The organism is Sphingomonas sp. (assembly GCF_035910975.1).
Classification (GTDB): Bacteria; Pseudomonadota; Alphaproteobacteria; order Sphingomonadales; family Sphingomonadaceae; genus Sphingomonas.
Window position 1 is genome coordinate 58,499 of the sequence record NZ_JAMHWM010000020.1, and the last position, 15,972, is coordinate 74,470.

Consider the following 15,972-nt stretch of genomic DNA (forward strand, 5'->3'; position numbering starts at 1 on the left):
CGCTATCGCACCTCGAACTTGCGCACGCCGGCGCCGAGGGCGTTCTCGCCGACCGCCAACCGTTCGCCGCTCAGATCGGCGACGAACGCCGGCGATCGCGTGACGCCGGGCGCGAGGCGCGCGTCGTTGCCCTCGACACGCAGGCCGGCGGAGCGATATTTCCGCGCCTCCGCCGCGACGACGATGAAGCCCGACCAGTTCTCCTTGTCCTTGCCCTGGACGAAGCTGTTGCCCGCGATCAGGCCCGTCGCGCCTTCGGGCAGGTCGATCATGTAATTGGTCTTGCGCCCCGCGCTGTCGTCGAAGCTGTTGTCGGTGATCGTGACGTTGGGCACGCGCAGCTTGACGTAGTGGCCGCCCGTTCCACGCTCGAACCGACTGCGGGTGATCGTGACCGATCCCTGGTTCGCCAGATAGATGGAGTGTGAGCAGTCGACCGTTTCGTCGCACTGGCCAAGCCCAGCGAAGGTCGATTTGTCGATCGTGATACGCTGGCCGCGCGGTTCGCCGCCGAGGATTCCTTCCTGGCTGTCGAGGAACATCGAGTTGACGACGGTCAGGTCGCCCATCTCGGTGCGGATGCCGGCACCGTTGCCGTCGGGCACGCGCACGCCACGAAAGATGATGCCATCGACGGTCGAGCTGCGGCCGCGCAGCACGAAGATCGCCTTGCCTTCGCACGGGCTGCCGTCGAACACCACGCTGCCGGGCTTCGCCGCCTTGAAGACGATGTCGCCGCCCGCCTGCACGGTACATTCGCGATATGTACCGGGCGCGATCAGGATCGTGCCGCGCCCCATGCGGACCGACTGGACGGCATCGTCGAGCCGCGCGAAGCCTTCGCCCGTTTCCTGCACGGTGAACGGCGACCCGCCCTGCTGCGCGGCGAGCGGGCTGGCGATGGCGAGGGTCGTGGCGGCGAGAAGGATGGGGCGCATCATGGCCGCGTGCATGCCGCGTCCCCTCGACGGCGGGAAGCGCGATAGAGGGTTAACCGCCGCTGCGTACCGCGACGGGACGGACCCGCCGCAGGTTTACGAAGCCGCCCCGGCCAGGCTGCGGATGATGCCGGAGAAGTCGTGGTTGCCGTCGTCCGCCGCGACGAAAGCCTCGTAGAGCTCGGCCGCGCGGGCGCCCATGGGTGTGTCGGCATCGACGCTGGCGGCGGCGTCCATCGCGAGGCGCAGGTCCTTGAGCATCAACGCGGCGGCGAACCCGCCCTGATAGTCGTTGTCGGCCGGGCTCTGCGGCCCGACGCCGGGCAGCGGGGCGTAGGTGTTGAGCGACCAGCACGACCCCGACGATACGCTGGCGATATCGTAGAATTTCTGCGGCTCCAGTCCCAGCTTCCGCGCCAGCACCAGGGCCTCGCAGGTGGCGATCATCGATGCGCCGAGCAGCATGTTATTGCAGATCTTGGCCGCCTGTCCGCTGCCGCTCGCCCCGGCATGGATTACCGCCTTGCCCATGGCGGCCAGGAACGGCTCGGCGCGATCGAACGCCGCCGCCGATCCGCCGACCATGAAGGTCAGCGTGCCGGCGTTCGCCGCGCCGATCCCGCCGGAAACGGGTGCATCGACCATCGCCAGGCCCTTGGCCTGCGCCGCCTCGCCCACGCGCCGGGCGGTGGCGACGTCGATCGTCGAACAGTCGATCAGGGTCGCGGTGAGCGGCGCGGCGGCGAACACATCGTCGGTGTAGACCCCCTCGACATGCCGGCCGGCCGGCAGCATCGTGACCACGGCCTCCGCCCCGTCGCACGCGGCGGCGGCGCTTTCGGCCGCGAGGCAGCCGGCCGCCACCGCGCGCTCCAGTGCGTCCGCCGACAGGTCGAACGCGCGCACGTCATGCCCCGCCTTCGCCAGGTTCGCGGCCATCCCGCCGCCCATGTTGCCCAGCCCGATGAAGGCGATGCGTGCCATTTATGCGATCCTTTCAATATGCTTGCGTCGCAGCCAGCCGCAAAATGCCCCCAGCGCGGCAACCGCTGTCCCGATCAGATAGGCGCCGCCGGCAAAGAGCAGGATGGCGCCACCATCCGTTGCGAACGCACTCATCGCCACCAGACCCAAAATGCCCGGAACCACGCCGATCGCCCCGCCGATCACGAGCGGATGCCACCGCATCCACCGGCCCATTACCGCACCGACAATCGCCAGCGGCACGAACAGGACCAGAAGTTCCATTCCTACCTGCCCGTCCACTTGCCCGGCCGCTTCTCGACGAACGCGGCCATGCCTTCCTTCTGGTCCTCGGTCCCGAACAGCGCGTGGAACAAGCGGCGTTCGAAAACGACGCCCTGCTGCAGCGTCGTTTCATACGCCGCGTTCACCATTTCCTTGTTCGCCTTGACCGCCAGCGGCGCCATGCCGGCGATCGTCGCGGCGGTCTTCAGCGCCTCGTCGAGCAGATCGGCGGCCGGAACGATCCGCGACACCAACCCGGCGCGTTCCGCCTCCGCCGCGTCCATCATCCGGCCGGTCAGGCACATCTCCATCGCCTTGGCCTTGCCGACCGCGCGGGCCAGCCGCTGCGAACCGCCCATGCCGGGGGATACGCCCAGCTTGATCTCCGGCTGGCCGAACTTCGCGGTATCGGCGGCCAGGATGAAGTCGCACATCATGGCAAGCTCGCATCCGCCGCCCAGCGCATAGCCGGCGACCGCCGCGATCACGGGTTTCCGCGTCGCCGTCACCCGGTCGTAGCCGGCGAAGAAATTGCCGCCGTACATGTCGGCGAAGCCCTTGGCCTGCATCTCCTTGATGTCGGCACCCGCCGCGAACGCCTTCGCGCTGCCGGTCAGCACGGCGCAGCCCTGCGTCTCGTCGGCATCGAACGCCTCCAGCACCGCGATCAGTTCGGCGAGCACCGTCGAGTTGAGCGCGTTCAGCGCCTGCGGGCGGTTGAGCGTGACGAGCGTCACGGCATCGCGCCGCTCGACGATCAGGGTTTCATACTCACTCATAGCGGGCTCCAGGCATCGATGGGGGCAAGCGGTTCGAAGAAGGAATCGGTGTCGGCGAGCGGCTGCCACGCCGGATCGCCGGTCTTGTCGATCAGCAGCGCGCGCACCCCTTCGGCGAAATCCGGGAAGGCGATCATCCGCACCATCAACGCATATTCCATCCGCATCTCGTCGACGAAATGCGGCTGCTTGGGGCTTTCGACCAGCATGCGCAGCGACACCGCGCAGGCGGTCGGCGATTTGGCGCGGATCGCGGCGGCGGTCTCGGCCGCCCAGCCATCGTCCTCCGCATCGAGGCAGGCGAGGATCGTACCGAGATCGTCGCTGGCGAAGCAGCGGTCGATCAGCGGCAACCGCGCCATCACCGGCGCCTCCGGCACCGCGACCGACAGCTCATCCAGGATCGCCTCTACCCGGAACGGATCGGCCGCGATCCGCGCCTTCGCCTCGTCAAGCGCATCGGACGGCAGGTAATGCGTCGCCAGCCTCAGCGCCTTGCAGTCCGCCCCCGAAAGACGGGCCGAGGTGAGCGCCAGATACTGCGCCACCCGCCCCCGCAGCCGCGACAGGTATCGCCCGCCGCCGACGTCGGGGAAGATGCCGATCGCCGTCTCCGGCATCGCGAAGACCGTCCGCTCGGTCGCCACCCGGTAACGGCACGGGCACGCGATGCCGACCCCGCCGCCCATCGTCACCCCGTCCATGAACGCCACACCCGGCTTCGGGAACGTGTACATCAAATGATTGAGCCGATATTCCTCGAAGAAGAACGCCCGCGCCGCCTGTTCATGCCCCTCCAGCGCCCTGGCGATCGTCACCACGTCACCGCCCGCGCAGAAGCCACGACCCTCGGCATGGTCGATCAGCACGATCCGCACCTCGGGATCGTCCCGCCACGCCAGCAACACCTGCGTCATCCGCCGAACCATCGCCAGGTCGAGCGAATGCAGCGCCTTCGGACGGTTCAGGCGCAAACAACCGGCGGCGCCAACGCGTGGCGAGACTATCGTATCTGTCATGCGGCCTTCGCGTAACTGCCGGGGGCGGGCTCCAGCCCGTCGTCGATCTGCCGCGCTGACACTCGTTCGCCGGACCCGTGGGCGTCGAGCCAGTCGGTCCACCACGGCCACCAGGAGCCTTCGTGCTTCCCGGCACCGGCAAGCCATTCCGCCCCCGTCGCGGGCATAGCGTCATTCGTCCAGAAGCCGTGTCTGCCGGCGGCGGGAGGGTTGATAACGCCGGCGTTGTGCCCGGATCCGCCGAGCACGAAATCGGCACCCAGCATCCGCGCGCCGCGATATACCGCTTCCCAGGCGGAGACGTGATCATCCTTCAGCGCGATCGACAGAACCGGCGTCGCGATGCTCGCGAGATCGATCGCATCGCCGGCGACGGCAAAACCGGCCGGCTCGGCCAGCGCGTTGTTCAGCAGCAGATCGCGATTGTAGGATTTCAGGAAAGCCGCCGGAATCCTCGCGCCGTCCTCGAACCAGTAGAGCAGATCGCTGGGCGGTGCCGGCTTGTCGAGCAGATAATGGTTCACCACCGACGACCAGATCAGGTCGTTCGCCCGCATCGCCGCGAACAGCTGTTGCAGTTCGGTCGAATCGATGAATCCCTGCCGCTCGAGATGCCCCTCCAGCGCGGCCAGATGCGCTTCATGGACGAACGCGGACCAGTCGCGCATGTCGGCGAAATCGACCATCGAGCCGATCAGCGTCGCCGAATTGACCTCGCCGCCCCGCCCCTTCGCCGCCAGCCACGCCAGCGCGATCGCGCTCAGCGTGCCGCCCAGGCAGAAGGCGAACAGGTCGGGCGCGCGACCGGTGCGCGTCGCGACCACGCCGATCGCCTCGATGATCCCCGACAGGACGTAATCCTCGACGCCCTTCGCACGATGCGCCTCGGTCGGGTTGACCCAGGAGATCACGAAAACCGTCCGCCCTTGCTCGACCAGCCATTTCACGAGGCTCGATTTCGGCTGGAGGTCGATCATGTAGAAGCGATTGACCAGCGGCGGCACGTAGAGCAGCGGCTCCGCCGCCACGTCGGCCGTGGCCGGCGTATACTGGATCAACTGGCACAGGTCGTTCTGCCACACCACCTGCCCCGACGTGGCGGCGATCGTCTCGCCCTTCACGAAGGCGTCCGGATCGGTGCGGCGACGGACGATGCCCTTCCCGCTCGCGACGTCCTCGACCAGATTGGCGAAGCCGGCGAGCAGGTTCGCACCGCCGGTCTCCAGCGTGCGTTCGACCACGGCGGGGTTGGTCATCGCGAAATTGGTCGGCGCGACCGCGTTCAGCCAGCCGTCGAGCAGGAAAGCGATCATCGCGCGGTCGGCCGGAGCCCCGCCGGCCTGCGCCGCCACGCGCCGCATCTGGGCCGAGGCGAGCAGATAGGCGTCGCGGATCGCGCGATACCAGGGATCGTCCTGCCATTCGGGCGCGGCGAAGCGGCGATCCTTCGGCTGTTCAGCCGGCTCCGACCAGATGTTCGCCCAGAAATTCCCCCACTCTCGCGCCGCCTCCGCCTGCGCCGCGAGCAGCTGCTGCGGATCGGCCATCAGCCCGCCGGCAAAGCGCCCCATCGTCTCGAACAGCGCCAACGGATCATAGGGCCGCGTCGGCGCGTCGCCGAGCGGCCGGTGCATCGCATCGGTCATCGCCCGCACGGCATCGGTCCAGGGGTCGGTCACTGCCGCGTCAGCTCCCGGCCGATAATCATCCGCATCACCTGGTTCGTGCCCTCCAGGATCGAATGAACGCGCAGGTCACGCCAGAAACGTTCGATCGGATAGTCCATCAGATAGCCGTAGCCGCCATGCAGCTGCAGCGCGCGATCGACGATGCTGGAGCCACTGTCGGTCGCCAGTCGCTTCGCCATGGCGGCGAACTTCGTCTTGTCGGGCGCGTTCGCCGTCACCTTGGCCGCCGCCATGTAGAGCAGCGCGCGCGCCGCCTCCAGATCGGTCGCCATGTCGGCGAGGGTGAACTGAGTGTTCTGGAAATCGGCCACCGCGCGGCCGAACTGCTGGCGTTCCTTCGTATAGGCGACCGCCTCGTCGAGGCAGCGCTGAGCGCCGCCCAGCGAACAGGCGCCGATATTGAGCCGCCCGCCGTCGAGCCCGGCCATAGCAAAACGGAAACCGTCGCCCTCGGCGCCCACGCGGTTCTCCACCGGCACGCGGCAATCCTCGAAGATCACTTGCGCGGTCGGCGACGCGTTCCAGCCCAGCTTGCGTTCCGGGGCGCCGAACGACAGGCCGGGCGTGTCCTTCTCGACGACGATGCAACTGATGCCGTGTGCCTTTTCGTCGCCAGTACGCACCATGCACACGTACAGGTCGTTGTAGCCGGCGCCGGAGATGAACTGTTTCGTGCCGTTCAGGACATAATGATCGCCGTCCCGCCTTGCAGTCGCCTTCAGCGCGGCGGCGTCCGATCCCGATCCCGGCTCGGTCAGGCAATAGCTGGCGATCTTCTCCATACCGACCAGTTGCGGCAGGAACCGGTCCTTCAGTTCCTGCCCGCCGAACCGCGCGATCATCCACGTCGCCATGTTGTGGATCGAGATATAGGCGCTGGTCGCCGGGCAGCCATAGGCCATCGCTTCCATGATGAGCGCGGCTTCCAGCCGGCCGAGACCGATCCCGCCATCCTCCTCGCTCAGGTAGATCGCGCCGAAACCAAGCTCGCCCGCCGCTTTCCACACGTCGACGGGATATTGGTGCTTCTCGTCCCACTCAGCCGCGAAAGGCGTGATGCGATCGGCGGTGAAGCGCCGCGCGAGTTCCTGAATCTCGCGCTGGTCGCCAGTAAGATCAAATTGAGGGGTCAGGTCGAACTGATTTGTCATTGGCGCGCCTTCCTGGAAACGGGCTCCTCGCCGAGCACCATGTCCCAGCCATAGGTGTAAGTTCGATCACAAAGCGCCGGCTCCCGCGTCGATACGTCGATCCGCGCGAGAATCGCCAGGTCGTCCCGTAAACCGCGCAGCGCCGAGCCGCCGATCATCAGCACGGGCACCTGCTTGCGACGCGAGTATTCGGTCACCGCATAGAGTACATAACCAACGGCGCCATCCGTCTCCTGGCGCCGGATGGTCTGCCCATCACGTCGAGATACGATCTGCCGCATTCCTCTGGGCCGAGCCCATGCGTCCCCGTGACGAATATCGAGGATGCCGCGCTTGCTGGTGATCCGCAAAGTCGCGGCATGGATACCGGCATATTGCAGAACCGCCGTTTCGCCTTCGATCAGATCGATCGCCGCAGTCTGCAGACAGATGCGGGCAGCACCATGATCCTGAAACTCGGCGATGCTCCCGAGTTCCGCGCCATTGACCGTCTTCGGCGTTTCCACCTGAAGGCCCGCAGACAAGAGAAGCGTAAGCATCATTGCGCAGCCGCGTCGACCTCTGCCTCTGCCTCGATCTCGACGCGCCATTCCGGGCGCAGCAGGCCCGCGACGACCACCATCGTGGACGCCGGCCGCACGTCGCCGAACCAGCGCCCGTGTGCGCGCCCGACCCCGTCGGCATCGCCCGGATCGACCAGATACAATCGCGTCCGCACCACATCCTCCGCCGATCCGCCCAGCTGCTCGATGGCACGAACGATCACCGCCAGGCATCGCTCCGCCTGCGCCTCGGCGTCGCCCGTGGTGGATGCGCCGTCGTCTTCCACCGGTGCGGTGCCCGACACGAGAATACGATTATCGATACGCACCGCCCGCGAAAAACCGATCGTCGCTTCGAAAGGCGAGCCCGACGACGCGCGTTGCCGATCATCCCTCATGATGCATAACCACCTGCTGCTGCTCCTCGACCTCGTCGCCCACAGCGATCTCGCGAGTCATGCTGAACCCCCCGATCAAACCGTCGAGCATCCAGCGCCCGGAAATCGCCGCGCCATCATCGGCCACTATCCCCAGATAGTCCACGCGGTGCGCGGCATCCGACGCCCCGTCATACACCTTGGCGAATTCGACCTCGCTGCCGATCCGCTGCCCGCGAACGAAGGCGGTCAGGCGGTCGGACGCGTCGGTGATCGTGTTGGGCTCGCTGATCGAACCGGTCAGCGCGCCCGCCTGATCGTCGAGATTGGCGAGGAACGGCACGCGCGGTTCCCCGGCGATATCATACCAATATTCGCCGCTCCAGAAGCCGGTCAGGTCGGACGCGCGCGTCATCACCCCATCGTCGGGATGATGAACGCGCTGTCGCCGGTGGAACCGCCGTCGGGCCAGCGCTGGGTGATGGTCTTGACCTTGGTCCAGAACTTGACGCCCTCCATGCCGTGCTGGTTGGTGTCGCCGAACGCGCTGCGCTTCCAGCCGCCGAAGCTGTGATAGGCGACCGGGACCGGGATCGGCACGTTGATGCCGACCATGCCCACCTCGACCCGCGCTGCGAATTCGCGCGCGGCATGGCCGTTGCGGGTGAAGATCGCGACGCCGTTGCCATATTGGTGCTCGCTCGGTAGGCGCAGAGCCGCCTCGAAATCGGGCGCGCGGACGATCTGGAGGACGGGGCCGAAGATTTCCTCCTGATACGACCGCATCTGCGGCGTCACGCGATCGAACAGGCTGGGTCCGATGAAGAAACCCTCTTCATGGCCCTGCAACTGGAAACCGCGTCCATCGACAACCAGTTCAGCGCCCTCGTCCACCCCGGTCTGGATCCACTGTTCGACGCGCGCCTTGTGCGCCGCGTTGACGACCGGGCCGTAATGCGCCTCGGCATCGGTGCTCACCCCGACCCGCAGCGCCTCGATCGCAGGGATCAGCTTCTCGCGCAGCGCGTCGGCCGTCCTGTCACCGACCGGCACCACCACCGGCAGCGCCATGCAGCGTTCGCCGGCCGAGCCGAACGCCGCGCCCGACAGGTCGGCGACCACCTGGTCCAGATCGGCATCCGGCATCACGATGCCGTGGTTCTTGGCCCCGCCCATCGCCTGCACACGCTTGCCCGCCGCGACGCCGCGCTGGTAGACATAGTGCGCGATATCGGACGACCCGACGAAGCTGACCGCGGCGATGGCGGGATGATCGAGGATCGCGTCGACCATTTCCTTGTCGCCGTGGACGACCTGAAGGATTCCGTCGGGCAGTCCCGCCTCGGCCATCAGTTCGGCCAGCCGCACCGGCACCGACGGATCGCGCTCGCTGGGCTTCAGGATGAAGGCGTTGCCGCAGGCGATCGCCACCCCGAACATCCACATCGGGATCATCGCGGGGAAGTTGAACGGGGTGATCCCGGCACCGATCCCGACCGGCTGGCGCATCGAATAGACGTCGATCCCCGGCCCCGCCCCCTGCGTATATTCGCCCTTCAGCACGTGCGGAATGCCGCAGGCGAACTCGATCACCTCCAGCCCGCGCTGGATGTCGCCCTTTGAATCGGCGATCACCTTGCCGTGCTCGCTCGACAGCAGGTGGGCGAGCGCGTCCATGTTCGCCTCGACCAGTTCCTTGAACCGGAACATCACCCGCGCGCGGCGCTGCGGATTGGTCGCCGCCCAGCCAGGCTGCGCTGCCCGCGCCGCCGCCACCGCGCGTTCCAGATCGACCGCGCCGCCCAGTCCGACGCGGGCCTGGATCTGGCCGGTGTTCGGGTCATAGACGTCGCCGTGGCGCGTGGATGCGGCCGCCGGGCCGCCGACGATCACATGGTCGATATCACGCATATCACTCTCCCGTCGGCTGCGAGTCCGCCGTCGCGAGACTTGTAATTAAATTACACGCGCGCGCAACCTTGCGTTCACGCGAACTCGACGATCGCGGCGTCCACCACCAGGCTGTCACCGGCGGCGAAGTTGACCGCCTTGACCGTGCCAGACTTCTCCGCGCGCAGGATGTTTTCCATCTTCATCGCCTCCATCACCGCGATCGGCTGCCCAGCCTCGACCGCGTCGCCGACACCCACGTCGATCCGCGTGAGCAGGCCCGGCATCGGCGCGAGCAGCAGCTTGGAGGTGTCGGGCGGCACCTTCTCGATCATGTGCCGGGCGAGTGCGGCGATGTGCGGCGGGTAAACTTGCACGGCATGACTCGCGCCATGCGCGGTAAGCGTCCAGCCCGCGCGGCTGCGCCTGACGCCGACGTGGAACGGCGCGTCGTCGATCATCCCCGTCGCCAGCGGCGCGCCCGGCAGATAGCGATGCCGCACGTCGAGCGGCGGTTCTTCGGGATCGAAATTGACCAGAAGGCCGCCGTCATAGCCATCGACGATGATATCGAACCGCTCGCCGCCGATCGTCACCACCCGTTCCGTCGTACCGTGCACGTGCCCGCCGAGCTGGCCGGACACGTCGGCGGCGCGGGCCGCGCGATCGAGATCGAGCACCGTCGCGATCGCCGCCAGTCGCCTGAGCAGTTCGGGCGACGTCTGCGCGCCGGCGAACCCGTCAGGATATTCCTCCGCGATGAAGCCGGTCGTCAGTTCGCCCGATCGGAAGCGCGGATGCTGCATGATCGCCGACAGGAAATCGATGTTGTGCCCGATCCCCTCTATCCGGAACGCGTCGAGCGCGGCGATCTGGGCGTCGGCGGCCTCCTCGCGCGTCGGCGCCCATGTCACCAGCTTGGCGATCATCGGATCGTAGAACATGCTGACTTCGCCGCCTTCGCGCACGCCGTCATCGACGCGGACATATCCCGCATCGCCTGTCGAAATCGCGCCATAGGGCGTATCGACCGCGGCCGGCGGGCGGTACGTCACCAGCCGCCCGGTCGAGGGCAGGAAGCCGCGATACGGGTCCTCGGCATAGACGCGGTTCTCGATCGCCCAGCCGTTCAGCGTCACATCATCCTGCCCGAACGCCAGCGGCTCGCCGGCCGCGACACGGATCATCTGCTCGACCAGATCGATGCCGGTAATCGCCTCGGTCACCGGATGCTCGACCTGCAGGCGGGTGTTCATTTCGAGGAAATAGAAGCCGTCCCCCGTCGTGTCAGCGCCCGACACGATCAGTTCGACCGTGCCCGCAGAATAATATCCCACCGCCCGCGCCAGCGCGACGGCCTGCTCGCCCATCTTGCGGCGCATCTCAGGCGAGACGAACGGCGACGGCGCTTCCTCGACCACCTTCTGGTGGCGGCGCTGGATCGAGCATTCGCGCTCGCCGAGGTAGACGATGGTGCCGTGCTGGTCGCCCAGCACCTGGATCTCGATGTGGCGCGGGCTTTCGATGAACTTCTCGATGAACACGCGGTCGTCGCCGAACGATGCCAGCCCCTCGCGCTTGGTCGCCTCGAAGCCCTCGCGCACGTCCTGTTCGGACCACGCCAGCCGCATCCCCTTGCCGCCGCCGCCGGCCGACGCCTTCATCATCACCGGATAGCCGATGTCGGACGCGATGCGCACCGCCTCGTCGGTGTCGGCGATCTCGCCCAGATAGCCGGGGACGACGTTGACGCCCGCGTCCTTGGCCAGCTTCTTCGATTCGATCTTGTCGCCCATCGCCGCGATGGCGTTCGGCGGTGGCCCGACGAAGGCGATGCCGGCGTCGGCACACGCCCGCGCGAAACTCTCGCGCTCGGACAGGAAGCCATAACCGGGATGGATGCAGTCGGCTCCGGTCGTCCGCGCCGCCTCCAGGATCAACTCCGCCTTGAGATAGCTCTCCGCCGCCGCCGCCGGCCCCAGCCGCACCGCCTCGTCAGCCATCAAGACGTGGGGGGATCGCGCATCGGCATCCGAATAGACCGCGACCGTCGCGATCCCCATCCGCTTCGCGGTGCGGAACACCCGACACGCGATCTCGCCGCGATTGGCGACCAGGATTTTCTTGAACATCTACAAACCCTAACGCTTGCTGAGTTTCTCAACGATGATCCCTGAGCCGAACATTACTCCGCAGAGCAAAGCGATAAGGCCAATCCCCAGGGCCAAGCTCACTGGCATAAACGAGCCTAGATTGCCGACGAGAAGGTACGTGGGAAAAATCAAGAGGCCGAGCAGACCAAGCCCGACTATCAAACGCATGACTTGATAGCGCCAGGGTTTCACTCCGCCGCCTCCGCCACCCGGCACTCGGCCGCCATCGGCCGCACGCCCAGCTTCGCGAACAGCGCCGCATCCGCGTCGTCGCCCGCGTTGCCGGTGGTCAGCAGCTTGTCGCCGGTGAAGATCGAGTTCGCGCCGGCCAGGAAGCACAAGGCCTGCGTCGCCTCGCCCATGCTCTCGCGCCCCGCCGACAGCCGCACCATGCTCTCCGGCATCGTGATCCGCGCGACGGCCACGGTACGGACGAACTCGATATCGTCGATCTTCGCCAGCGGGGTGTCGGCCAGCATGTCGCCCAGCACCGTGCCCTTCACCGGCACCAGCGCGTTGATCGGGACGCTTCCGGGATGCTCCGGCAGGGTCGCCAGCGCATGGATGAAGCCGACGCGGTCCGCGCGCGTCTCGCCCATCCCGACGATCCCGCCGCAGCACACGTTGATCCCGGCCGACCGCACATTCTCCAGCGTGTCGAGCCGCTCGCCGAATGTCCGGGTAGAGATGACATCGCCATAGCGCTCCGGCGAGGTATCGATATTGTGATTGTAGTAATCGAGCCCCGCCCGCCCCAGCCGATCGGCCTGCGCGGGGGTGAGCATGCCCAAAGTCATGCACGTCTCCAGCCCCATGCCGCGCACGCCCTCGACCATCTGGACGATCGCATCCATGTCGCGGTCCTTGGGGTTGCGCCACGCCGCGCCCATGCAGAAGCGCGTCGAGCCATGGTCCTTCGCCTGCGCGGCGGCCTGGAGCACGCCCTGCACGTCCATCAGCTTCGTCGCCTTCAGGCCCGTTTCGGCATGGACCGACTGGTTGCAATAGCCACAGTCTTCCGGGCAGCCGCCGGTCTTGATGCTGAGCAGGGTCGACAACTGCACCTCGTCCGCCGCGTGGTGCGCGCGGTGAACCTCGGCCGCGCGGAAAACCAGCGAGGTGAAGGGCATGTCGAACAGCGCCGCGATCTCGTCACGGGTCCAGTCGGTACGGGTCATGGGAACATCGCCGAAAGAAAGGTCTGGATGAACGCGCCGAGGCCGATCGACAGCGACATCGTCACGGTCGCCTGCCCGATCTTCACTCGGCGGGCGAGCTTGCCCTGCTCCACCGGCTTCGTTTCCAGCCCGGCCAGCGACGAGGACATCAACAGGCTGGTCACGCCCGACAGGCCGAGGAAGGCGATGACGATCACCGCCCGCTTCGGATCGAGCTTCACGCCATCGCCGTCGAGGAAGGCGAACACGCCGCCGATCGAGATCAGCGCGATCCCGGTCATATGCTTGAACCAGTCATAGGCGCGCGCGAACGCCACGGGCGTCACGTCGCCGGAGGTATTGTCTTCGACCATCGCGCTTACGCCCCCACCGCCGGGCGGCGGATCGACAGCGCGAGCTGGTTGGGCTTCAGCGCTGACCCGAAATCATAGACGACGCGGACCGGCGCGCCCTCGTCGCGCCATTCCCACACGATCGTGCGGCCCTGCTGGCGGCGCGACGGCACGGCGTTGAGCGCGCGCGCGACGCGCCCCTCCACCATGCCGGCGATCACGCCGGGATCAGACGCTTCGGCGAGCAGCGCGTCGAACTCACAAATGCCGCCGCGCGCCGTATCGAAACGCACCGCGGCGCGCCTGCTATGCCACAGCTTGCCGTCGCCGCTGTCGGCATAGCCCGCGTTCGAGCGCGACACGGCAGCACGGAAGCGGCTGGCGCGCGGATAGGTGGCAAGACAGACGGCGGCGAACTCGTCGAGCGCCTCGGCGACGGGCACCGGCGCGAGAGGCGCGGACGGCGTTTCGGTCGAGAGGGCAGCGGGTGCCGCGAGCACGGCGGCAAGCATCAGCATGGTGTTCATTCGGCAGCCTCCTCCGCCGGAGCCCAATTGTGGCCGAGCAGCCTCAGCACCTCTTCCGCCGCGGAAATCAGGTTCGTGCCCGGCCCGAAAATCCCCTGCACGCCGGCGTCGCGCAGGGCCTGGTAATCCTGCTGCGGAATGACGCCGCCCGCAACGACCTTGATGTCGCCGCGCCCCGCATCCTTCAGATGACCGATCAGTTCGGGGATCAGCGTCAGGTGGCCGGCCGCGAGGCTGGACGCGCCGACAACGTCGACATTCTCGGCGATCGCCAGCTTCGCGGCCTCGCCGGGCGTCTGGAACAGCGGACCCGGCACGACCTCGAACCCCAGGTCGCCGAACATGCTGCTGACCAGATTGGCGCCGCGATCATGGCCGTCCTGCCCCATCTTGGCGACGAGCATGCGGGGCTTGCGGCCCAGCCGGCGCTCGGTGGCGGCGACGCCGTCCTCCAGACGGGTCCAGCGCGGGTCATTTTCGAAAGCCCCCGCGTAGACGCCCTTGACCGGCGTTGGGACGGTCTCGTGCCGGCCGAAACCCGCCTCCATCGCGGCGCTGATCTCGCCCAGCGTGGCGCGCGCACGCGCGGCGGTGACCGCGAGGGCGAGCAGATTGTCCCGCCCCGACGCAGCCTCGCGCAACGCCCCCAGCGCCGCCTGGCACGCCGCCTCGTCGCGGGTCTCCCGGATGCGCCTCAACCGGGCGATCTGGCCCTCACGGACGGCGTGGTTGTCGATCGCGAGGATCTCGATCTCGTCATCCTGCGCGGGACGGTATTTGTTGACGCCGACGATGACGTCCTCGCCGCGATCGACACGCGCCTGCTTGGCGGCGGCGGCTTCCTCGATCATCGCCTTGGGCCAGCCGGCGGCGACCGCTTTCGCCATGCCGCCCTCGGCCTCTACCCGCTCGACGATCTCCCACGCCTTTTCAACGAGTTCACTGGTGAGAGCTTCGACGTAATATGAGCCGCCGAGAGGATCGACGACCTTCGTCATCCCGGTCTCTTCCTGGATCACCAATTGCGTGTTGCGCGCGATCCGGGCGGAGAAATCGGTCGGCAGCGCGATCGCCTCGTCGAGCGCGTTGGTATGCAGGCTCTGCGTGCCGCCCAGCATCGCCGCCATCGCCTCGATCGTGGTGCGGACGACGTTGTTGTACGGGTCCTGCTCCTGCAAGCTGACACCCGAAGTCTGGCAATGGGTGCGCAACATCTTGCTGCGTTCGTCCTGCGCGCCGAGCTGGGTCATCACCCGGTGCCACAGCACCCGCGCCGCGCGCAGCTTCGCGACTTCCATGAAGAAGTTCATGCCGATCGCGAAGAAGAAGCTGAGCCGCCCGGCGAATTTGTCGATGTCTAGGCCGCTGGCGACGCCGTATTTCACATATTCCATGCCGTCGGCGATGGTGAAGGCCAGTTCCTGAACCTGCGTCGCACCGGCTTCCTGCATATGATAGCCGGAGATCGAAATACTGTTGAATTTCGGCATGTTGGCAGAGGTATATGCGAAGATGTCCGAGATGATCCGCATGCTCGGCTCGGGCGGGTAGATATAGGTGTTGCGGACCATGAACTCCTTGAGGATGTCGTTCTGGATCGTCCCGTCGAGCTTCTCGACCGGCACCCCCTGCTCTTCGCCCGCGACGATGAAGAAGGCGAGGATCGGGATCACCGCCCCGTTCATCGTCATTGAGACCGACATCTCACCAAGCGGGATGCCGTCGAACAGGATCTTCATGTCCTCGACGCTGTCGATCGCGACCCCCGCCTTGCCGACATCGCCGACGACGCGGGGGTGGTCGCTGTCGTAGCCACGGTGGGTGGCGAGGTCGAAGGCGACCGACAGCCCCTTCTGCCCTGCGGCGAGGTTGCGGCGGTAGAAGGCGTTCGATTCCTCGGCGGTCGAGAAGCCCGCGTATTGGCGGATCGTCCACGGACGCCCGGCATACATCGAGGCGCGGACGCCGCGCGTGAACGGCGCGAAGCCCGGCAGGCCAGGATCGGCGGGCGCATCCTCGGCCGTATACAGGGGCTTGACCGCGATTCCTTCCGGCGTGTGCCAGGTCAGGTCGCGGCCTTTCACCTCCTTGGCGGCGGCGGATTGCCAGTCGGTGATGTCAGCCAAGGTCCCTCTCCCCTTGTGGGAGAG

16 protein-coding genes are annotated in these 15,972 nt (G+C 67.0%); all 16 read right to left on the minus strand.

Annotation, left to right across the window (positions count from 1 at the left end; translation table 11 throughout):
• Positions 1-2 precede the first annotated feature (2 nt).
• On the minus strand, positions 3-938 hold the full coding sequence (locus VYI76_RS03690; protein WP_326523517.1) for a right-handed parallel beta-helix repeat-containing protein: 936 nt from the start codon (positions 936-938) through the stop codon (positions 3-5).
• A gap of 96 nt (positions 939-1,034) precedes the next feature.
• A complete protein-coding gene (gene mmsB / locus VYI76_RS03695) occupies positions 1,035-1,922 on the minus strand; it encodes a 3-hydroxyisobutyrate dehydrogenase (RefSeq protein ID WP_326523425.1) in 888 nt (295 codons plus the stop codon).
• Positions 1,923-2,186, minus strand: coding sequence for a hypothetical protein (locus tag VYI76_RS03700; protein ID WP_326523426.1), 264 nt, complete (start codon positions 2,184-2,186; stop codon positions 1,923-1,925).
• Between the two features lie 2 nt (positions 2,187-2,188).
• Positions 2,189-2,965, minus strand: a complete 777-nt coding sequence (locus tag VYI76_RS03705; protein WP_326523427.1) for an enoyl-CoA hydratase — start codon at positions 2,963-2,965, stop codon at positions 2,189-2,191.
• The gene (locus VYI76_RS03710; RefSeq protein WP_326523428.1) at positions 2,962-3,984 is read right to left on the minus strand and encodes an enoyl-CoA hydratase/isomerase family protein; all 1,023 of its coding nucleotides are present in this window, start codon (positions 3,982-3,984) and stop codon (positions 2,962-2,964) included. Before VYI76_RS03710 ends, VYI76_RS03705 begins: the two co-directional genes overlap by 4 nt.
• On the minus strand, positions 3,981-5,663 hold the full coding sequence (locus tag VYI76_RS03715; protein ID WP_326523429.1) for a PHA/PHB synthase family protein: 1,683 nt from the start codon (positions 5,661-5,663) through the stop codon (positions 3,981-3,983). Before VYI76_RS03715 ends, VYI76_RS03710 begins: the two co-directional genes overlap by 4 nt.
• The gene (locus tag VYI76_RS03720) at positions 5,660-6,805 is read right to left on the minus strand and encodes an acyl-CoA dehydrogenase family protein (protein WP_326523518.1); all 1,146 of its coding nucleotides are present in this window, start codon (positions 6,803-6,805) and stop codon (positions 5,660-5,662) included. Before VYI76_RS03720 ends, VYI76_RS03715 begins: the two co-directional genes overlap by 4 nt.
• A 14-nt stretch (positions 6,806-6,819) precedes the next feature.
• Entirely contained in the window at positions 6,820-7,365 is a 546-nt protein-coding gene (locus tag VYI76_RS03725) for a hypothetical protein (RefSeq protein ID WP_326523430.1), read from the minus strand.
• Positions 7,362-7,763 (minus strand): RidA family protein, encoded by a 402-nt coding sequence (locus tag VYI76_RS03730; RefSeq protein ID WP_326523431.1) that lies wholly within the window; start codon positions 7,761-7,763, stop codon positions 7,362-7,364. Before VYI76_RS03730 ends, VYI76_RS03725 begins: the two co-directional genes overlap by 4 nt.
• Positions 7,753-8,157: a hypothetical protein gene (locus VYI76_RS03735; RefSeq protein ID WP_326523432.1), complete on the minus strand. Its 405-nt coding sequence runs from the start codon at positions 8,155-8,157 to the stop codon at positions 7,753-7,755. The genes VYI76_RS03730 and VYI76_RS03735 overlap by 11 nt, the downstream gene beginning before the upstream one ends.
• On the minus strand, positions 8,157-9,653 hold the full coding sequence (locus tag VYI76_RS03740) for a CoA-acylating methylmalonate-semialdehyde dehydrogenase (RefSeq protein WP_326523433.1): 1,497 nt from the start codon (positions 9,651-9,653) through the stop codon (positions 8,157-8,159). Before VYI76_RS03740 ends, VYI76_RS03735 begins: the two co-directional genes overlap by 1 nt.
• A gap of 74 nt (positions 9,654-9,727) precedes the next feature.
• The gene (locus VYI76_RS03745) at positions 9,728-11,764 is read right to left on the minus strand and encodes an acetyl/propionyl/methylcrotonyl-CoA carboxylase subunit alpha (protein WP_326523434.1); all 2,037 of its coding nucleotides are present in this window, start codon (positions 11,762-11,764) and stop codon (positions 9,728-9,730) included.
• 209 nt (positions 11,765-11,973) lie between these two features.
• Positions 11,974-12,963: a biotin synthase BioB gene (gene bioB, locus VYI76_RS03750; RefSeq protein WP_326523435.1), complete on the minus strand. Its 990-nt coding sequence runs from the start codon at positions 12,961-12,963 to the stop codon at positions 11,974-11,976.
• Positions 12,960-13,316 carry a hypothetical protein gene (locus tag VYI76_RS03755; RefSeq protein WP_326523436.1) on the minus strand — a complete coding sequence of 119 codons (357 nt, stop codon included), beginning with the start codon at positions 13,314-13,316 and terminating at the stop codon, positions 12,960-12,962. The genes bioB and VYI76_RS03755 overlap by 4 nt, the downstream gene beginning before the upstream one ends.
• A 5-nt stretch (positions 13,317-13,321) precedes the next feature.
• The gene (locus VYI76_RS03760) at positions 13,322-13,822 is read right to left on the minus strand and encodes a hypothetical protein (protein ID WP_326523437.1); all 501 of its coding nucleotides are present in this window, start codon (positions 13,820-13,822) and stop codon (positions 13,322-13,324) included.
• Positions 13,819-15,948, minus strand: coding sequence for a methylmalonyl-CoA mutase (gene scpA / locus VYI76_RS03765; RefSeq protein WP_326523438.1), 2,130 nt, complete (start codon positions 15,946-15,948; stop codon positions 13,819-13,821). Before scpA ends, VYI76_RS03760 begins: the two co-directional genes overlap by 4 nt.
• Between the last annotated feature and the right edge of the window lie 24 nt (positions 15,949-15,972).